This is a genomic window from Streptomyces sp. P9(2023), assembly GCF_032436795.1.
GTDB lineage: Bacteria > Actinomycetota > Actinomycetes > Streptomycetales > Streptomycetaceae > Streptomyces.
The window spans coordinates 154,155-174,839 of sequence record NZ_JAUPWM010000010.1 but is presented as its reverse complement, the minus strand read 5'-3'; the positions used below and the strand labels follow the sequence as shown (position 1 = coordinate 174,839).

General features: G+C 69.2%; 8 protein-coding genes, 1 tRNA gene and 2 pseudogenes. 6 read left to right on the top strand and 5 right to left on the bottom strand.

Annotated features, from left to right (window positions below; translation table 11 throughout):
• The first annotated feature begins 226 nt into the window (after positions 1–226).
• The 3 genes and pseudogenes from Q5762_RS17175 to Q5762_RS17165 all read left to right on the top strand — a co-directional run bounded on the left by Q5762_RS17175 (position 227) and on the right by Q5762_RS17165 (position 11,247).
• Positions 227–8,971: pseudogene (locus tag Q5762_RS17175) on the top strand (DNRLRE domain-containing protein).
• 31 nt (positions 8,972–9,002) lie between these two features.
• Complete coding sequence (locus Q5762_RS17170; protein WP_315892983.1) at positions 9,003–9,581, top strand: hypothetical protein; 579 nt, start codon at positions 9,003–9,005, stop codon at positions 9,579–9,581.
• Between the two features lie 211 nt (positions 9,582–9,792).
• Positions 9,793–11,247, top strand: coding sequence for a cytosine permease (locus Q5762_RS17165; RefSeq protein ID WP_315892982.1), 1,455 nt, complete (start codon positions 9,793–9,795; stop codon positions 11,245–11,247).
• A 179-nt stretch (positions 11,248–11,426) separates the two neighbouring features.
• Here the strand turns inward: Q5762_RS17165 and Q5762_RS17160 are convergent.
• Positions 11,427–11,747: pseudogene (locus Q5762_RS17160) on the bottom strand (HutD family protein); the annotation flags it as partial.
• A 1,016-nt stretch (positions 11,748–12,763) separates the two neighbouring features.
• Between Q5762_RS17160 and Q5762_RS17155 the strand changes: the two are divergent.
• Both Q5762_RS17155 and Q5762_RS17150 read left to right on the top strand, forming a co-directional pair.
• Positions 12,764–15,352 (top strand): SpoIIE family protein phosphatase, encoded by a 2,589-nt coding sequence (locus Q5762_RS17155; protein ID WP_315892981.1) that lies wholly within the window; start codon positions 12,764–12,766, stop codon positions 15,350–15,352.
• Positions 15,353–15,536: 184 nt separating this feature from the next.
• Entirely contained in the window at positions 15,537–15,959 is a 423-nt protein-coding gene (locus Q5762_RS17150; protein WP_315892980.1) for a hypothetical protein, read from the top strand.
• A 427-nt stretch (positions 15,960–16,386) separates the two neighbouring features.
• Here Q5762_RS17150 and Q5762_RS17145 read toward each other — a convergent pair whose 3' ends face one another.
• Both Q5762_RS17145 and Q5762_RS17140 read right to left on the bottom strand, forming a co-directional pair.
• Positions 16,387–17,541: an aminotransferase class V-fold PLP-dependent enzyme gene (locus Q5762_RS17145; protein WP_315892979.1), complete on the bottom strand. Its 1,155-nt coding sequence runs from the start codon at positions 17,539–17,541 to the stop codon at positions 16,387–16,389.
• Positions 17,542–18,208: 667 nt separating this feature from the next.
• A tRNA-Pro gene (locus Q5762_RS17140) sits at positions 18,209–18,282 on the bottom strand.
• 150 nt (positions 18,283–18,432) lie between these two features.
• On the opposite strand from Q5762_RS17140, the gene Q5762_RS17135 reads away from it, so the two are divergent.
• Positions 18,433–18,906: a DUF309 domain-containing protein gene (locus Q5762_RS17135; protein ID WP_315893033.1), complete on the top strand. Its 474-nt coding sequence runs from the start codon at positions 18,433–18,435 to the stop codon at positions 18,904–18,906.
• 7 nt (positions 18,907–18,913) lie between these two features.
• Here the strand turns inward: Q5762_RS17135 and Q5762_RS17130 are convergent, their stop codons facing one another.
• Positions 18,914–20,215, bottom strand: a complete 1,302-nt coding sequence (locus tag Q5762_RS17130) for a cytochrome P450 (RefSeq protein WP_315892978.1) — start codon at positions 20,213–20,215, stop codon at positions 18,914–18,916.
• 68 nt (positions 20,216–20,283) lie between these two features.
• Positions 20,284–20,664 carry a DUF488 family protein gene (locus tag Q5762_RS17125; protein WP_315892977.1) on the bottom strand — a complete coding sequence of 127 codons (381 nt, stop codon included), beginning with the start codon at positions 20,662–20,664 and terminating at the stop codon, positions 20,284–20,286.
• Between the last annotated feature and the right edge of the window lie 21 nt (positions 20,665–20,685).

Here is a 20,685-nt window from a genome sequence, read left to right as displayed (position 1 = left end):
CCGGAGGAATCGGGGCACAACGACCCCCGATCCGGTGGTCGATTGCCCTGATTGTCTGAGGGGTTGACGTGACGTCAGCCGAAGGTTCAATAATCCGCTGCTGCCCACGCGACCTGGCCTTTCGTCTTCTCGCGCGGTGCCGCACAGCCATGTCCAGGCCGGGCGGGAATGTGCGCTCCGGCTCGTTCGGCGTGCCCATTTCGCATTCGACGGAAAAGGCACGCCAATGCCGAAAGGTAGTGACGTGAAAATTCCGTACAGGAGATATATCTCCTGTCTGGTGGTGGCAGCCGTGGCAGGCACACTGCTGCCGCAGGTCGCTTATGCGGCCCCGCCGTCCGAGCCCGGCAAGGACGACGACCGGAGTGTCGTCGACACCATCGCCGGCTGGTTCTCGGACGACGACGACAAGAAGGACCCGACGCCCCCGACCGGCGGAAGCCTGGAAATCCCGAGCCGGCAGAAGCTCCCGAAAGGCAAGAAGCTGCCGCCCGCCGAGCGGGTCAAGGAGCTGACCGGCCTGCGCACGCCGCAGACGCGGTTCTGGCAGATGTCGGACGGACGGGTGGAGGCCGAACTCTCGGCCTCGCCCGTGTCCTACCGCTCCGGCTCGTCCTGGAAGCCGATCGACACCACGGTCCGCGCCACGAAGGACAAGGGCTTCGCCTTCTCCAACACCGCCAACACCGGCCGGAGTTTCTTCGGCGCCGACCCCGCGAAGCTGCTCCGCTTCGAGACGGCGGACGGCCAGGCGGTCACCCTCGGCCTCGAAGGTGCCGCGAAGGGCGTCGCGCCGACCGCCGAGGGCGCCACGGTCACCTACAAGGGCCTGGCATCGGGCGCGGACGTCTCGTACGAGGTCGCCGCGGGCCGGGTGAAGGAGAACATCACCCTCGCCGAACAGCCCAAGGCCCCGGTGAAGTTCGTGTTCACGCTGGACGCGGGCGAGCTCACCCCGAAGGAGCGCGGCGACGGTTCGATCGCGCTGTTCGGTGAGGACCCGGCGAACCCGGTCCTGGTGATCCCGCCCGCCTTCATGACGGACGCCAAGAAGGACAAGGCGTCCCCGTACGGCACCTCCTGGAGTCCGAAGGTCTCCCAGCCCTCGGCCGGCACGGCGGGCAGTGGCGTCTGACGGTGACCCCGGACGCGAAGTGGCTCGCGGCGCCCCGAGCGGCAGTACCCGGTGGTGATCGACCCGACGATCACCATCGCGCCGTCGGCGGCCGGGTCGCAGGACGTCATGGTCCGCTCCGACGCGCCCACGACGAACTTCAACAGCACCTGGAACATGTCGGCGGGCAAGACCAGCAGCACGGGTATCGCCCGTTCGCTGATCAAGTTCCCGCTGGACGAGATCCCGGCCGGGTCGAAGATCGACACGGCCCAGCTGAGCCTGTACTTCGACCAGGTCCACACCACTGGATCCACCAATGTCGACGTCGAGGTCCGCCGGGCGACCGGGGCCTGGGACGAGACCACGGCGACGTGGGAGAAGACCAGCGCCCTGGCGGGTGAGCAGTCCGCGACGACCGTCACCGTGGACGACGGCGACACCGGTACCGCCGCGGTCGGCGAGTGGCCCCGCGTCAGCGGCACGGGCAACGCCGGGGACTACGCGTACAACAAGAACACCGCCACCGGCGAGTCGTACACCTGGCAGCCGATGGTCCCCGAGGCGGCCGACTACAAGGTCGAGGTCCACACCCCGGTGCAGACGGACGGCGCGACGGCCGCCCCGTACACGGTCACCTCGGCCGAGCCGACCGCGAACTTCACGGTCAACCAGGCCACCGGCACCACCGGCTGGCGCCAACTCGGCACCACGCAGATCGACTTCGCCCAGGGCAACGCGGGCAAGATCGTCCTCGGTGACACCGGCGACGCGACGAAGCGGACGATCGCGGACGGTGTCCGGCTGGTCAACCCGGCGCAGATCCGTAAGGACATCGGCGAGTACAACAACTGGCACAACTTCCGGGTCGGCGACACCGTCCAGAAGTGGGTCTCCGGTACGGCCGTGAACCACGGCTTCGTGATCAAGGCGCTCGACGAGACCTCCACCGCTCCGCTCGGCGGTCCCCAGTACCAGGCCGGGGACTACGACTACGGCGGCGAGACCTCCACCGTCCCGCGCCTGACGGTCACCTTCGGCAAGGTCGGAACCTCGCTCGACTCGCCGACCGTCGTCCACGGCACCGGCCCCGAGCTGTCATGGGCCGCGTACAAGAACACCACGGGCGACACCGGCCTCGACATCACCGAGTACCAGCTGCACCGCTCCACGCAGCAGGTGTTCACCCCGTCCGCCGCGACCCTGGTCGCACCGGTCGCCAAGACGGTCACCGCGTACACGGACACCACCGCCGTCCCGACGCCGGACTCCAGCAGCGCCGAGATCGGGAAGTCGTACTACTACCAGATCGCGGTCAAGACGGCGGACGGGCAGCTCCTCGGCTCCCCGACCCGCGTCGTCGGCATCCCCAAGGCCGGCCGCACCATGCGGCTCATCCAGGCGGGCGCCGGAGTCACCGACACCACCCTGTCGTCGCTGAAGCCGACGACGAACCTCAACACCATCGAGCAGGGCACCCTCGGCCAGGACTGGCTGACCGTCGGCAACAACTCGGCGACGTACGGCAAGACCCGCTCGGTCATCAAGTGGCCCACGACCACCATCCCCGCCACCGCCACGGTGCTGGAGAGCCGGGCCTTCCTGTGGTCCACGCTCACCGAGCGCACCGGCACCACCAAGGCGCAGTACGACCTCCACGGGCTGACCCGGGACTTCACCGAGACCCAGGCCACCTGGAACAACGCCACGTCCACCACCGCCTGGACCACGGCCGGCGGCGACCACTCCTCGGTCGTCTCCGACTACGTCCCGGCCTTCACCACCGACCTCGGCCGCCACTGGTGGGACGCCACGTCCCTCACCCAGGGCTGGGTCAGGACGCCCACCAGTAACAAGGGCGCCCTGATCAAGCTGAAGGACGAGACGACGGCCGGCCCGCAGGAACGCTCCATCTTCCTGTCCGCCGCCGCGCCCGACCCGCAGCTGCGCCCGCTGCTGCGCGTGATCTACGTGGACTCCACGACGGAGGACACCTACTACGCGCCGCAGACCCCGTCCCGGATGACCCCGAACACCACCTACACGGTGGAGTTCACCGTCACCAACACCACGTCCTCGGCGTGGGCCGCGGGTGAGCGCGAGCTGTCCTACACCTGGAAGCTGCCCGACGGCACGGACGTCACCACCGGCGGCAACCAGCTGGAGACGGCGATCCCGGCGCTGCTGCCGGGCAAGTCGGCGACGATCCAGGCGCAGGTCGCCACCCCGATCAACTCGGACTCGGGCAACAAGCGCAACGAGTACGTGCTCGGCTGGGACGTCCGCAAGATATCCGACGGCAGCTGGCTCTCGGCCGGCACCGGCTCCATCCCGTCGCTGAAGCAGAACGTCGCGGTCGAGGACCCCACCTCGAACAGCCTCGGCCTGGAGAAGTTCTACAGCTACACCGGCAAGAACACCGGCGCCGGCTCGACGCTGATGAACAACCTGGCCTCCGGCAACAGCGTCTGGCAGTACAACGCCTTCAGCAACCCGGGCCGGGGGCTGAGCACCTTCGTCCGGTTCGCGTACAACTCGCAGGACACCTCCGACACGGTCGCCGGTCACGGCTGGTCGATGCAGGCCGCGGGGCCGATCCGGCTCGGCGCTCCGCTGGACTTCCACCCCAACCCGAACCCGACGGAGATCCGTCTTCCGGACGGCGACGGCACCACGCACGTCTTCCGCAAGCAGGGCGACGGCACCTGGAAGGCCCCGGCGGGCGTCCACTACAAGGTCACCATGAAGGCGGGCCTGGACTGCAAGCCCTCCAAGGACCCGGTCCCGGACGCCTGGACGCTGACCCGTCCCGACGGCACCCGCTTCGTCTTCGGCTGCGACGGCTATCTGACGTCCACGGTCGACAAGAACGGCAACACCCAGACGTTCACGTACGAGGAGCGCAAGTCCAACAACAAGCCGACCACGTTCCTGCTCTACATCACGGACCCGGCCGGCCGTCAGACGCTCACCGTCGACTACTTCAAGAAGGGTGACGGGTCCTACGAGTACATCGACAACACGGGCGCGAAAGTCACCGGCTCGAACCTGAACAACTCCAAAATCTACGACCACGTGAAGTCCATGAAGGACGTCTCGGGCCGCACGATCACCTTCCACTACACGGACAAGGGCCTGCTCGGCCGCATCACCGACGGCGCCGGCTCCGCCCAGCCCAAGGTCTTCTCGTTCACCTACGACGCCACGCAGGGGAACAAGAACGTCAAGCTGGTCAAGGCGACCGACCCGCGCTCCAACGCCACCTCCCTCGGGTACTACTTCCCGAAGGAGGGCGACGACCCGAAGTACCACTGGTGGACGCAGACGATCACCGACCGTCTGAACGGCGCCACGGGCTTCGCGTACGCGGTGAACGCCGGGAACACGAAGTTCACGGACACCAAGGTCACCGACGCCGAGTCCCGTGCCACGGACTACGTGACGGACGACTTCGGCCGCCCGGTCCAGACGACCAACGCCAAGTCGCAGACCACGAAGATGTCGTGGGACGCCGACAACAACGTCACGTACATGGAGGAGGCCAACGGCGCCAGGACGGCGTACTGCTACGACCAGAAGACCGGCTACCCGCTCTGGTCGCGTGACGCCGAGAACAACAAGGCCGGCGTGCCCGCGGGCGCCGAATGCGCGCCGGGCACGTACCCGGCGAACTCCTCCCGCTACAGCTACCAGACGCGTCTGGACGGCTTCTCGGCCGACCTCTTCACCAAGACGTCCCCCGAGGGCCGCCAGTGGCAGTTCGGCTACGACACGTACGGGAACCTGAAGACCGTCACCGACCCGAAGGGCGTCGCCACCGCGACGGCGGGTGACTACACCACGTCGTACGACTACGACTCCTACGGCCGGCTGACCAAGGCGACCGACGCCAACGGCAACCCGACGACCAACAGCGACTTCGTGGTCACCGGATACCCGGCCACGATCACGGACGCACTGGGCAAGTCCACGTCGTACGTCTACGACGAACGCGGTCAGGTCACGGAGGTCACCGACGCGCTGGGGACGAAGACCACGCAGGCGTACGACACCTTCGGGCGCCCGCTGGCCTCCACCGTGCCCAAGGACCGGGCCGCGGGCGAGCTGATCACCACGCCGGCACCGGTCTACGACGCCAACGACAACGTCACGACCGTCACGGCGCCGCACGGCGCGGTGTCCACGGCCGTCTACGACGCCGCCGACCAGATCACCTCGGGCACGGCCCCGAAGGACTCGCCGACGGCACCGGAGCGGACGACGACCTACGCCTACGACAAGGCGGGTCATCTCCGGACGACGACCGAGCCGAAGGGTCTCGCCACCCCGGCGGACCCGTCCGACTACGCGACCACCAACGTCTACGACGAGATCTACCAGCTCGTCTCCGTGATCAACGGAGAGGGAGACAGGATCTCCTACACCTACGACAACGTCGGCAACGTCGGCAACGTCGTCACGGTCGTCGACCCGAAGAAGAACGCCACCGCCGACACCACCGACTACACCACCAAGACGGTCTTCGACCTGAACCACCGGGCGGTCGAGGTCAGCGACGCTCTCGGCAAGTCCAGCAAGCGCACGTACGACAAGGACTCGCTGCTGCTGTCCACGACGGACGCCGAGAACAACACGTCGTACATCACCTATGACGAACGCGGCCGGCAGGCCGAGGTCAGGGCGCCGCACTCCGGCACCGGCGCGGACATCACGTACCGCACGACCCGCTACGAGTACGACCAGGTCGGCAACGCCACCAAGGCGATCTCGCCGCGGGGCGCCGCCACGACCACGGCCGACGACTTCACCTCGCGTACCGAGTACGACGCGCTGAACCGTCCGGTCAAGCAGTTCCAGCCGTACGACCCCGCCGACCCCCGCTACAACAAGCCGGACGTCTACACGCAGACGTTCTACGACGAGGCCGGCCGGGTGGCCAGGACCTCGATGCCGCCGTCGGAGGGCCAGACGGTCCGCAACGACACCGTCCTCGAGTACTTCGACAACGGCTGGACGAAGCGGTCCACCGACCCGTGGGACATCGCCACGTCCTACGACTACAACGCCATCGGCCAGCAGACCTCGCGGACGCTGACCTCGGCAGGCGGCTCCGCCAGCCGCACGATGGGCTGGTCGTACTATCCGAACGGCAGGCTGAAGACCAAGACGGACGACGGCGTGCCGGTGGGCAGCGCGGTCGTGCTCGTCGACAACTCCGACACCCAGCACACGTCCTCGACCGGCACCTGGACCGCCGGCAGCATCGCGGGCCAGACCGGGTACGACCACCGGACGCGCGCCGCGGGCGCGGGCACGGACGCCTACACCTGGACGCTCAACGTCCCGAAGAACGGCACGTACACCGCGTACGTGAAGTACCCGAAGGTCACCGGCGCGACGACGGCCGCGAAGTACACGGTCACCCACGGCGGCGGCACGACGGAGGTCACCAAGGACCAGAACGCGGACACCGGCACATGGGTCCAGCTGGGCACGTACGCCTTCACCCAGGGCAACACGGCCAAGCTCCAGCTGGCCCAGAGCAGCGGCGGGACCGTCGTCGCCGACGGTGTCAAGCTCGTGCGCGACACGTCGTCCGAGTCCGACACGGAGAACCACACCTTCGGCTACGCCTACGACCTCAACGGCAACCTGACCTCGATCGACGACACCTCGTCGGGAGCGAAGGTCGACGCCTACACGATCGCCTACACGGGCCTCAACCAGGTCCGGCAGGTCACCGAGGCGCTCGCGGGCCAGGAGAAGAAGTCCAGCACCTACACCTACGACGCCAACAGCCAGCCGGAGACGGTCACCCACAGCGACCAGTTCTCCCGGTACACCTACGACGCCCGTGAGCTCGTCAAGACGGTGTCGGTCGGCACGAGCCCGACGGACCCGTCCCCGAAGGTGTCGTCGTACGCCTACACCGACCGCGGCCAGGTGTCGCGGGAGACCAAGGCCAACGGCAACACCGTCGACACGGCGTACTTCCTGGACGGCGCGATCCGCACCACCACGGAGAAGAAGGGCAACGGCACCCTCGTCGCCTCGCACACCTACGCCTACGACGCCAACGGCAACAAGGCGCAGGACGCGGTGAAGAAGATGAACGCCGACAACCACGCGGCGTACCTCGACTCCACCACGGACTACTCGTACGACCCGGCCGACCGGCTCGCCAAGTCGGTCAAGACGGGCAACGGCGCGGGCACCGAGACGTACGTCCACGACGACAACGCCAATGTGGTCAGCCAGAACGTGAAGGGCACGTCCACCGCCTTCGCGTACGACCGCAACCGGCTGCAGACGTCGACCACCGGCGGCACCACGTCCACGTTCAACTACGACCCGTTCGGCCGGACGGAGTCCGTCACGCAGGGCGGGCAGGTCGCCTCCCGGAACGTCTACGACGGTTTCGACCGTGTCGTGGAGTCCCAGCAGCGGGACGGCTCCGGCGCGATGAAGTCGACGACCTACACCTTCGACCCGCTGGACCGCACCACGTCGAAGACGGCCGACGGCAAGACCACGCAGTACACCTACCTCGGGCTTTCGGGCGAGGTGCTGAACGAGGAGGTCGCCGGCAAGCTCACCAAGTCGTACCAGTACTCGCCGTGGGGCCAGCGGCTCTCCCAGATCAAGCACAACGGTGACGGGACGACCGAGGACGGCTTCTACGGCTACAACAGCCGCACCGACGTCGACACGCTGACCGACAAGAACGGCGACACCAAGGCCACCTACGGCTACACCGCCTACGGCAGCAACGACACGTCCGAGTTCACCGGCATCGACAAGCCCGACGCCGGCGACCCGACGAAGGAGGAGTACAACTCCTACCGCTACAACGCCAAGCGGTGGGACGCCCAGTCCGGCACCTACGACATGGGCTTCCGCAACTACGACCCGGGGCTCAACCGCTTCACCACCCGGGACATGTACAACGGCGCCCTCGCCGACATGGGACTCGGCAGCGACCCCTTCACCGGCAACCGCTACGCCTTCACCGGCGGCAACCCGATCAGCAACGTCGAGGTCGACGGGCACTTCGCCATCGCGATCCCCATCGTCATCGCCCTCGTCGCGGTCGCGGTCGTCGCCACCGACGAGGTGGTCGCCGAGCAGCAGGGCCGGCCGAGCCTCGCGGACAGTCTCGGCGACGCGATGGTCTCCTCCGCTCGTAGCATCAACGACGCGATCGACCGGGCCAGGCAGCCGAAGCCGAAGCCGCAGCCCAGGCCCTCGCCCGAGGACGAGGACGACGACAGCAACAAGTGCGGGTCCGGCTGGGTCCAGCACGGCGACGTGGACAAGAAGAACGGCAGCCGTGCCACCGGCATGACCTCCTGCCTCACCAAGGAGTACGTGGACTCGCGCTCGGGTTCGGAGACGGACACCCGGGTGTTCACGCCTCCGGGGTACCGGTGGGCACAGCGCACCGCCGGCTTCCTCGGCGCGCGTCCGGTCCGGGAGAACATCAACGCCTGTCACCTCCTCGCCAACCAGCTGACCGGATCGGGCACGGACCCGCGGAACCTCGCCACCTGCGCCCGCGGAGCCAACGCCAAGCAGATCGGGTCCCAGCAGGGCGACAACAACATGGCCAAGCACGAGGCGGACATCGCCGCGGCCGTGCAGGCGGGACAGGACGTCTACTACTCGGTGACCCCTCGCTACAGTGGCCGCCGGACGGTACCGACCGGGTTCGCCATCTACGCGCAGGGGACGAACCCGGACGGGAGTGCCGGAATATCCATCGACACGTTCATCTCCAACACCCTGGCCGGCCGCAACCTCGGCACGTTCGACGACCCGGCCACCGGCCGGCAGGTACCGACGGGATCGATGGGATGACGGCTGACCGGAAGGAGAAGGAGGCACCGCGATGACTGATCTGGAGACGCTGCGGGAACTCATGCCGCCGAAGGCGGCACCCGACACCTCCGTCGACTGGGCCCGCATGGGCGAGTCGTGGGGGACGGAGTTCCCGCCCGACTACCGCGCGTTCATGGAGGTGTGGGGACCCGGGGCGATCGACAACTTCTTCCAGGTCCAGGTCCCCGAACCGAAGGCGGAGGAGCTGACGTCGCCGTACGGCGGCATGCTCGTGGAGACCCTCACCGCCGAGGACGCCTGGGCGAACTTCGGGAAGGAGCCCGAGCTCGAGGGGACGCGGCCGCGGCTCATCGCCTGGGGTTCCGACGCGGCGGCGGACATCATCTGCTGGGACGCCTCCGGCGACGACCCGGCCGCATGGCCGGTGCTCGTGTACCACCGGGGCAAGGGCGTCTGGCGGCGCCACGACTGCGGGATGGTCGAATTCCTCGTCCGGGTCCTGCGGGCGGAGTTCCCGGCGAACCCCCTGAGCGACCTCGCGCTCTGGGGCAGGCACCCCGCGCTCCTGCTGAGCGAGAACGAGGAGGAACGCCTGCTCGAGCAGGGCCTCGACCCATGGGCGCAGTAACCACCCGCACCGTCCAGGCCGGCTGACCGCCGGCCTGGCCCACCGCCGGGCACCGCGAGGTGCCCGGCGGTGTCATGTGCCCGGTTGAAATTGTTCATTCAGAGCCTTGATACCTGTTGACCTCTATGCGAGATTCAGCGCACCGCAGTGCGGGTCAACGGCTGCGGTTCGTCCAGACACACACGAATCGCTTCGGGGAGAGGTCTCCACAATGCCGGTCCAACACGCCCCCGGGGAACGACTCGCGATGGAAAAGCGCACCATCGAGGTCATCCCTGACGCCGAGCGGCACGGCACGCCGCGTAGCCAGTTCACACTGTGGTTCGGCGCCAACATGCAGATCACCGCGATCGTCGACGGCGCGCTGGCGGTCGTCTTCGGCGCCGACGCGCTGTGGGCGATACCCGCGCTGCTGATCGGCAACGTGCTCGGCGGCATCGTGATGGCGCTGCACTCCGCGCAGGGGCCGCGGCTCGGCGTACCGCAGATGATCTCCAGCCGCGCGCAGTTCGGCGTCTACGGCGCGATCCTGCCGTTGCTGCTGGTGATCCTGATGTACCTCGGCTTCGCCGCGACCGGCAGCGTGCTGGCCGGGCAGGCGGTGTCCGAGATGCTGCACATCGACAACACGGACGCCGGCATCCTGATCTTCGGCGCGCTGACCGCCGTGGTCGCCGTCACCGGCTACCGGCTCATCCACATCGCCGGCCGCATCGCGACCGTCGTCGGCGTGCTCGGCCTCGGCTACCTGCTGGTACGGGTGTTCACGCAGTACGACGTCGGCGCGCACATCGGCAACAAGGGCTTCGAGGCGGCGACGTTCTTGCTCGCCGTGGGACTGGGCGCCGGATGGCAGCTGACCTTCGGCCCGTACGTCGCCGACTACTCGCGCTACCTGCCGCGCGACACCAGCACGCGCGCGACGTTCTGGGCGACGTTCGCCGGATCCGTCATCGGCTCTCAGTGGGCCATGACGCTCGGCGTGCTCACCGCAGCCGTCGCAGGCAAGGCGTTCCTGCCCGACCAGGTCGGCTTCCTCGGTGACCTGGCCGGCCCGGCGTTTCTCGCGTTCCTCATCTACCTGGTGATCGTGGTCGGCAAGCTGACCGTCAACTGCCTGAACGCTTACGGCGGCTTCATGTCGATCCTGACCACCGTCACCGCGTTCGACGGCCGCTCGCGCATCTCGGCCGCCGCACGCGCCGCCTACATCGTCGGCTTCATCGCCGTGTCGATGGTGATCGCGCTCGCCGCCAGCGACGACTTCCTGACCAACTTCAAGAACTTCGTGCTCCTGCTCCTGATGGTGTTCACCCCGTGGAGCGCGATCAACCTGGTCGACTACTACCTGGTCTCCCGCGAACGCGTCGACATCCCCGCCCTGTACGACCCGGACGGTCGCTACGGGCGCTGGAACGTCACCGCGCTGACCTGCTACGTCGTCGGCGTCGCCGTGCAGATCCCGTTCCTGGCCACCAAGCTGTACACCGGCGCGATCACCAAGAAGCTCGACGGCGCCGACATATCGTGGATCGTCGGGCTGATGGTCACCTCAGTCCTGTACTGGCTGTGGGCCCGGCGCACCGCCAACCCGCCCGCCGAGACCATCCACCCGCCCACCGCCGCGGCCGGGAGCGGCGACCGGGCGACGGCCCCGGTCGGCTGACCTGGGTCATCGGCGGCGGCGTCGGGTGAGAGCGGTGTGACCGCTCCGCCCGACGCCTTGTCGTCCACGCCCCACGACCCGCCCGACAGGCAGCACGACCGGGCCGGTGACCCAGTCCACCCGGGCCGTCCAATGGCCGCGCCGCACCATGATGTTGAGCACCCGGCAGGAGCCCCCGGCAGTTCGGCGGCCAGAGCGTGGCCGCCGGAGAACCCGAACCGCTCGCCCGCGCGCGTCAACAGCCGGTCGAACACCCTCGGGCAGGCCAGCCGCACGCCGTGGCCCGCCAGCAGGGTGCGCGTCCGGTCGACGCCCGGGAACGCAGAGAACGGCCCGCCCCGGTCGATGTCGGCGACACTCGCGTGCCAAGGCGAGTCCGGCCGGTGGTACCCGGAAGTGGACCGTTTCGACGTGGTGGGGTGGCAGCGCCTGCTGTGGACCGGAGGGCTTCTCCACCGGAACGGCGGATCTGGACGGCGGAGATTGCCGCCCGCTTCCACGCGCACTGCCACCGGGGCGATCCCGAGATGACCGATCTGTTCGAGTTCCTCATCGGCACCGGCCTGAGCAAGGGCGAAGCCCTCGGCCCCACAGGGACGACGTCCACCTCGATCCGTTCGCCGGGCTCGCCCCCCAAACGATCAAGGGGCCGTTTCAGATTGCTCTGAAACGGCCCCTGATCTGCGACTTCGAAAAGTCGGGACGACAGGATTTGAACCTGCGACCCCTTGACCCCCAGGAGTAGGGGTCATGGGGATTGTCGTGACATAACGGACCAATTCTGGGCGCGAGTTGTGTTTGGACACCCAGGCCGTTCACCACCGCGCACGCCGTGTGGTCCCCAACTGGTCCCCACGGAGGCGGTGCTGTTCCACCATCGGAAAGGCAGCGAGAAGGACGCCTCAGCCGAGGAGTGAGCTCCCTTCACCCGTTGCGGTGGCGTGCGGATAGCATCCTGCCGCCAGGCTGGAACATGGGTGAGGAGCGCGCAGGCGGCCGAGGACCCCGTGCACGGGCTGTCTCGCCAGTCACACCGGCTCGCTGGTGTCCCTCGCGCGGGCCCTCTCGCGCACAGTACTCACGGCCGGAGTCGAGGAACGAACCACGCGGGCGACTTATCGGTCTCCCCCGGCCGCGGCGGCGGCTCGGGCCGTGTCCACCTCTCGCTCGCTGGCCGCGGAAGAGGATGCACCGCCCTGCTCCGCGTCTGGAGGCCGGACGTCACCGCCTTCCTGCGCTGGACCGAACGCATTGTCCCGCGGCCGAGAGAGCGAGCACCTCGACCTGGACGCCCTCGTCTCCCAGATCATGGATCAACGCCCATCCCCCTGACCCGCCGCGATGGGAACCTTGCGTCGTGGCCCTGATGCGTACCGTGAACGCCGGGAGCCTGGCCGCGGGGAGGTGTTACAACTGGGGTTGTGAGCCCGTCTCGTCTCTCGTGCCCGGCGTACCGGTGCGGTCGAACCTAGGCAGAAGATTCGGAAGCGTCGCCGGACAGGTCTTCGTCCTTCAGGTGGCGATCGTGGTGCTGCTCGCCGCCGGGGCCCTACTGGCCCTGGTGCTGCAGTCGCGGTACGACACCGACCGTGAAGCGCGCAACCGGTCGGTTTCCGTGGCGCAGACCTTCGCGAACTCCCTGGGCCTGCGGGAAGCGCTGAGGTCGCCGGACCCGTCCGCGGTCCTGCAGCCCCTCGCCGAGAAGACGCGCAAGGCCGCAGGGGTGGACTTCATCGTGGTGATGGACACCCACGGCATCCGCTACAGCCACCCCCAGCCCGACCGCATCGGCGAGCGGTTCGTCGGCACGATCGAGCCCTCGCTCGCCGGCCGGGTGCACACCGAGAGTGTGCAGGGGCCGCTCGGCAAGGAGATCCAGGCGATCGTGCCGGTCACCTCGCCCGGGGGCGATGTCGTCGCCCTGGTCTCGGCAGGTCTGACGGTGGAGAGCGTGACTGGCATCGCCGACCGCCAGCTTCCGGTCATCCTCCTGGCCATCGCCATCGGTCTGGCTCTGGCCACCGTCGGCACGGCGCTGATCAGCCGAAGACTGCGCCGCCAGACCCACGGGCTCGGCACGCAGGAGATGACCCGCATGTACGAGCACCACGACGCAGTGCTCCACGCCGTCCGCGAAGGGGTGCTGATTACCGACGGCGAAGGACGACTACTCCTGGCGAACGACGAGGCCGGACGGCTGCTCGGCCTGCCGGACGACGCCGAAGGACGCCCCGTCGACAAGGTCGGCATGGATCGCCGAATGGCGGAACTGCTGCTGTCCGGCCGGGTGGCCACCGACGAGGTGCTGGAGGCCGGGAACCGGCTGCTCGTGGTCAATCAGCGGCCCACCCGCCCCCGGGGCCGCCCGCAGGGCTCGGCGGTCACCATCCGCGACTCCACCGAGATGCAGCTCCTGAGCAGCCGGGTGGAGGCGGCCCGCAGGCGGCTCAAGCTGCTCTACGAGGCCGGGGGTGACATCGGCACCACCCTCGACGTGGCGCGCACCGCGGAGGAACTGGCCGACGTCGCCGTTCCCCAGTTCGCGGACTTCGTCACGGTCGACCTGGCCGACCCGGTACTGAAGGGCGACGAGCCCGGCCCGGGCGCCGACATGCGGCGCACCGCGGTCAGCGGCATCCGCTCCGATCACCCGCTGTACCCGCTCGGCAGTCTGATCGAATTCCTGCCGTCCACGCCGCAGGCCCGCGGATACGGCACGGGCACAGCCGAACTCGTGCCCGATCTCCATGACGCGCCGGGCTGGCACGCCCAGGACGCGCCGCGGGCATCGGCGATCGTCGGCTACGGGATCCACTCGCTCATCGCGGCTCCGCTGAAGGCCAGGGGCGTTGTGCTCGGGGTGGTCAACTTCTGGCGGTCGCAGAAGCCGGAACCGTTCGACGAGGACGACCTGTCCCTGGCCGAGGAGCTTGTCGGCCGCGCCGCGGTCACCATGGACAACGCCCGCCGCTACACCCGCGAGCACAATCTCGCCGTAACGCTCCAGCGCAGCCTGCTGCCGCGGGATCTGCCCGAGCAGAGCGCCGTGGACGTCGCGCACTTCTACCAGCCGGCCCAGTCCGGAGTGGGCGGGGACTGGTTCGACGTTATCCCGCTGCCGGGCAGCCGCGTCGGGCTCGTCGTCGGAGACGTCGTCGGGCACGGCCTGCACGCCGCGGCCACCATGGGGCGGCTGCGCACGGCCGTGCACAACTTCTCCTCCTTGGACCTGCCCCCCGACGAACTCCTCGCCCGTCTCGACAACCTGGTCCAGCGCATGGACCAGGAAGGCGACAGCGCTGCCTCGGACGGCGGCGTCCTGGGCGCGACCTGCCTGTACGCCGTCTACGACCCGGTCTCCCAGAACTGCACCATGGCGCGGGCAGGACACATGCCACCGCTTGTGGTCGCCCCGGACGGCACGACGACGATCTCGGAACTGCCGGCCGGCCCCCCGCTGGGGCTGGGAGGGATGCCGTTCGAGACCATGGAGCTGCACCTGGCGGAAGGCAGTCAGCTCGTCCTGTACACCGACGGGCTGGTCGAGGAGCGGAGCCGGGACATTTCAGAGGGCGTGGAAATGCTGCGCACGGCGCTGAGCCACGCTGACCGAGACCCGCAAGCCAGCCGCCGCGCCGTACTCGGCGCCTTGCTCCCCGGCCGGCCGGCCGACGACATCGCGCTGCTCATCGCCCGGACACGGACTCTGGGCCCCGGCCGGGTCGCACAGTGGGACGTACCGTTCGACCCGAGCGAGGTGGGCGCCATGCGCAGCCTCGCGGCCGAGCAACTCGAGGAGTGGGGCCTGCAGGAACTCGCTTTCACCACGGAACTGATCCTCAGCGAGCTCATCACCAACGCCATACGGTACGGCGCCGCGCCAGTTCGGGTTCGTCTGTTGCGCGATCGCACTCTGACCTGCGAGGTGTGGGACGGCAGCAGTACCGCCCCGCACCTGCGGTACGCCGCCACCACGGACGAGGGAGGCCGCGGACTGTTCCTGGTGGCGCAGCTCAGCGAGCACTGGGGCACCCGGTACACACCGGAAGGCAAGGTCATCTGGGCCGAACAGGTCCTTCCCGCCGCCGGCAGTGCCCTCTCCTAGTGCACAGTTCTTCTGCTGTCCGCCGACGCCCTCAGGATCTTGGGTGCGTCATGCCGAGGATCTCGAATCGCGATCCGGTGCCCGTCATGACGTGCTCGGGCCGACTGCCAGCAGGGTTCCATGGTGGGTCTCACCACAGATGACGCCCTGCGGCGGTTGATAGTGTCCCGCGCGGAGGTCGAAAGTGAACGCGAGCCCAGATGTACGCACAGGCTGTGTCCTGGGGCACCTCCTGCTCGTCGGACTGCTCGCATTCGCCGTGTTCGTCATGCACACCGTCGGCCGTTTCGCAGTCAACCCAGAGGACCCGAGCCAGGTCGTCGCCACCACGGCGGAGGGCGTCGCACGGAGCACGGACGGAGGTGCAACCTTCGGTTCCGGCGAGGGGGCGGGGATGGAGTACCTGTCCTGGGGATCGCCGGGCGCGTTGTTCGGCGTCGACTTCACCGGCGCTCTGAGCAGCAGTTCGGACGGCGGGGCCACATGGAAGAAGACGGCTACGGTGCCGGGAGGACAACCCCAGGCCCTGACCGCCGTCGACGAGCGGCACATCCTCGCGGCTACCCAGGACGGGATCTACGAGTCCCAGGACGCGGGGAAGACCTAGCGCCTCTCTGTGGCAAGCGGCGATCACCACTGACATACGGCGAGGCATCGGGCCGGCCCGGCGGTCATCGGCGGGCCGAACCTGGTCGCCCTCAGGCGTCCGCCGGCAATGCGGCCCGACAGCAAGGTGGAGGTCTGATCGGGCAGCGTGAATGCCCTGGATTCTCTGGTAGGAGGCGTAGCTGTCTGCCCCTGAAGAAGTCGGGGTTGCCGCTGGGTTGACCTGCAGGATCGAGCAATTTCGGGTATACGGCCCTACCGCGATCGCGAGCAGGGTCAGGGCCCGGCCGGGACATGAACCGACGCTTGGCCGCTGTCGGCTACATGTGGGCCTTCGCCGCCCTGCGCTCTACGGAACCCTCTCCCGCCCGTCGCCGGGCCCCGTGCCGAACGCCCCAGTGAGGCCCGGGGGAAGCCCAGAACGGCTTTCAGCGGGTGAGATCAGCCAGGCTGTCGAGTGCGGTGTCAATCTCTGCTGGGGTGTTGATGACGGCGGTGCCGATGCGGGTGTAGGTCAAGGTGGATAGCCGCACGCGGCGGGCGGCGGCGTGGTCGACGACCTGGTGATGAGTGTGTCCGGCCACGCTGAAACACGTGATGCCCGCTGACAGCTCCGGGTCAGCAGGGGTGTGCACTGTGACACGGGGGATGCGGCTCAGTCCTTGCTTCACCCGCGTCGACAGCTGCGTGATGCGGGCGGCGACGCGTGCTCGGCTCAACTGCTCATGCAGCGCTACCGCCACCGGCAGGGCGAAGGCATGCTCGAACGCCAGGAACCCGCCAGGGGACAGGGCCGCCGCTCCCCCGCTCCCGATGAAGCTCACGAACGCGGGCCGCAGCTGCTCGAGGACGTCCGGCGCCACCCAGACCAGCCCCGTTCCCCTGGGACCGAACAGCCATTTGTGCGTTCCGGCGATCACCACGTCCGCGCCCAGGCCGGCGGCGTCCTCGTCGACCGCCGCCAGCCCGTGCACGCCGTCGACGACCAGCAGGCACCGTTCGGCAGGGCTGCGCCCTTCATTGGCCCGGCGTACCACCTCGGCCACCGCACGCACCGGCATCCGAAGCCCCGTGCTCGACTGCACCCAGGTGATCCCTACGACTCGGGTGTTCGGGCGTATCGCCTCGCCGACTGCCGCTGCGATGCCGTCCACCGTCGCGGTGGCCGGGTCAGCGAACCAGGACACCAGCCGCACCGAGTTGCCATGCTTTTCGGCGGCCAACCGGGCGGCGGTGCGATGGGAGATGTGGTCGTGCTCCGTCAGCAGGAACTCTTGTCCCGGACGGGTCACGACGCCGTTGTAGACGACTCCCAGCCCGATACTCGTGCTCGCCGTCATCGCGATGTCCTCGGCCCGGCCTCCCAGATAGGCCGCGAGCGCCTGACGTACCCGAGGCCATCCGGTCGGACCGTCGGGCAACGCCATCCCCGTGGGCACCGACAGAGGATTCGCGTCGACCTGTGCGCTCAGATGATCCACCGCATCCCGCACCACCTTCGGATGCGAGGCCAGGTAGAACAACGCAAGGTTCACCCATCCCGGCTCCAGACGAAACTGCGCCCGCAAGGCGTCCCAGTCCACGCGCCCATCGGGCGTAGTGACCGGCCGCTCCCGTGGTGTGGGCACCCTTGCCACGCCGGAGCCGGGCACGAGGGCGACCGCCACCGCTCCCGCAGATCTCGCCAGCAGATCACGCCGACTCGTCATCGACATCCAGCACCCCTTTACACCGCGACCGGCGAAGCGGTGGCGGAATAGTTGTCGGTGCCTCTCTGGTAACGAGGCTACGCGAGGTGGCCGCCGGTGCCGACAGCACCATCACCCAAATGGCCTCTCTCGGTGCAGCGATGTCAAGTCAGTCACGGTCTCCAGGCGGCGCATGAGGCCCGTGGTCACGCAGACCACGGCGTGGTCGGCTTCGCGTCCGGTGGCGAACGCGTTGGGCAGGTCCCCCCGACCGGGCACTCCCTGTCGCCACCGGGGTACGCAAGAACTACCGGACGGGCTCCGTGGAGGTCACTGCCCTGCTCGACCTGCGGCGGCTGACGCACCGCCATTTCCACCCTTGCCGACACCGAAGGACCGGGGCGCGCTGCCATCCGTGACAGGAGAGAACTGGCGCATCTTGACCGGGTCAAGGTGCGCTTCACCCCGGTCAAGTGCGTTGGTCCCCAACTGGTCCCCAAAAACGATCAAGGGGCCGTTTCAGATTGCTCTGAAACGGCCCCTGACCTGCGACTTCGAAAAGTCGGGACGACAGGATTTGAACCTGCGACCCCTTGACCCCCAGTCAAGTGCGCTACCAAGCTGCGCCACGTCCCGATGCCCGTGCCCCCGGTCTGTTCCCCGGTGGCGGCGTGCAAGAGAACATTACCTCACTCCGTGCGACCGCGGGACGCACCCCCGGACACGTGGCGGCACGCATTCGCGCAGGCCGGGCGCCCTCGGGGGGAGAATGGGGCCGTGGACAGGATGCCGAGGGACCGGGACGCGGAGGGTCGGGCGCGCAGTGAGCGGCCACGGGACGGGCTCGGGCGGCCGTTGCCGTACGGGGTCGAGGGTGTGCCCAGGCAGCCCGAGGGCGTCGTGCGGACGCCGGCCGAGACCGTGCGCGAGGCGCAGCGGCTGCTCGACGCGGGGATGCCGTTCCACGCGCACGAGGTCTTCGAGGACGCCTGGAAGAGCGGCCCGGCGGGCGAGCGGGACCTGTGGCAGGGGCTCGCCCAGCTGGCGGTGGGGCTGACGCACGCCGCACGGGGCAACGCGGCCGGCGGGGCACGGCTGCTGCTGCGCGGGGCGGCGCGGATCTCCGGGCAGAACGATCCGGATGTCCGCCCGTACGGGATCGATGTCGGCGGACTCGTCCGGTGGGCGCGTGCGTTGGCGGCCCGTGCGGGCGAGGTGACGGACGCCGCCGCCGAGGCGCCACGGCTGCTCGGGGAGTGACCGGGTTTCACCAGACGAGTGGCAGTTCCTGGGGTGAGCGGTGGATCAGGGTCGGCCGCATCACGACCTCCCGGTCCTCGGCCGGCCGCAGTCCGGGGAAGCGGCGGGTGAACAGCTCCAGGGTGAGCTGGAGTTGCGTACGGGCCAGCTGGGATCCCGGGCAGCCGTGCGTGCCGTGGCCGAAGCCGACATGGCGGGTGGGGCTCGCGGGCCGCGTGATGTCGAAGGTGTCGGCGTCCCGGTGGCGTGCCGCGTCGCGGTTGGCGGAGCCGTACGCGACGAAGACGGTTGCCCCGGCGGGCAGTTCGGTGCCCGCGAGCACGAGCTGCCGGGTGGTCGTACGGCGGAATCCCTGGACGGCGGTGTCGTATCGGACGGCTTCCTCCACCGCCCCGGGTATGAGGTCGGGCCGGGAGCAGAGCAGTTCCCACTGGTCGCGGTGGCGCAGGAGGTGGAGGACTGCGGTGCCGATGAGGGCGGTGGTGGTGAGGTGTCCGGCGATGAGGAAGTTCTGGAGGTTGGCGACGAGTTCGGCGCGCTGGTCGGAGGTGAGGTCGGGGGCGAGGTCGGGGGTCGTTCCGGGGGCGGCTGCCGGCGCGAGTGCGGCGACCATCGCTGAGCAGAGGTCGTCGCGCGGGTGGGCGCGACGGTCGCGGGCGTAGCGCTCCAGGAGGTGCTGGAGGGCGACCACGTCCTCGGCCGCGGCGAGCTGTTCGTCCTCGTCCATCGGGCGGAAGAGGAGCTGTTCGGCGCGGTGTCCGCCGTGCACGGCGGCCGGAACGTCCTCGGGGGCGAAGCCGATGAGCCGGCCTATGACGGCTCCGGGGAGCCGGCCGGCGTAGGAGGCCATCAGTTCGGTGTGGCCGTCGTCGGCGAAGCCGTCCACGAGGGCGGTGGCGACCTCGGTGGCGTACGGCGTGAGGGCGGCGACGCGCGCGGCGGAGAGGCCGCTGTTGATCGGGGCGCGGTGGCGCCGGTGGGCGGCGCCGTCGGTGGAGACGACGGTGGGCCGTCCGCCGAAGCCGCGGGCGAGGACGCCGAAGACGGCGGGCGTCGGCAGGATGTCGGGGCGCAGGGCGTGGGTGGAGGAGAAGCCCTCGGGCCGCAGCAGTACCTCGCGGACGTCGGCGTCGCGGGCGACCAGCCAGGCGTCGAGTTCGGGGACGAAGGTCAGTCCGTCGGTCTGTCGCGCACGGGCGTAGAGGGGGTACGGGTCGCCCTGGAGCGCGTCGAGCCGCTGGTGCTCGCGGTGCTGGTGCTCGCGGTGCTGGTGCTCCTGGTCCTGGTCGCCTTCCGATGTCGGGTCCACGCGGCGCCTCCGGTACGGGAAGGTGCGGAACTCGGGCAACCATGGTGACCGGCACCGAGCACCCCTGGCTACGCCGCGGAGTCGTTCAGCGCACGTTCGAGTACGGAGGTGTGGCTGACGGCCGGGTCCTTGGCGGCGGTGAGGAGGGTGACGCGGCCCTGGTCGGCGAGGGTCCGCAGCCGGTCGAGGGCCTCGGCGGCGGCGGGTTCGGCGAGCTCGGCCTCGTACCGTCGGCAGAACTCCTCGTACGTGCCCTCCGAGCCGTGGTACCAGCGGCGCAGTTCGGTGGACGGGGTGAGCGCCTTGGGCCACTCGTCGACGTGGGCGTCGGCCTTGGCGAGGCCACGCGGCCAGAGGCGGTCGACGAGGACGCGGACGCCGTCGTCCGGGGACGGGGTTTCGTAGACCCGTCGGACGTGTACGTCGGCGCCGGGTGCGCGGGAGGACATGGGTCCAGCGTGCCGGACGGC

What these genes read in the sequence shown, in the direction of transcription:
- Q5762_RS17125 (WP_315892977.1), bottom strand. Translation starts at nt 20,664, where the DNA reads ATGTCCTCCCGCGCACCCGGCGCCGACGTACACGTCCGACGGGTCTAC.
- Q5762_RS17165 (WP_315892982.1), top strand. Translation starts at nt 9,793, where the DNA reads ATGCCGGTCCAACACGCCCCCGGGGAACGACTCGCGATGGAAAAGCGC.
- Q5762_RS17170 (WP_315892983.1), top strand. Translation starts at nt 9,003, where the DNA reads ATGACTGATCTGGAGACGCTGCGGGAACTCATGCCGCCGAAGGCGGCA.
- Q5762_RS17135 (WP_315893033.1), top strand. Translation starts at nt 18,433, where the DNA reads ATGCCGAGGGACCGGGACGCGGAGGGTCGGGCGCGCAGTGAGCGGCCA.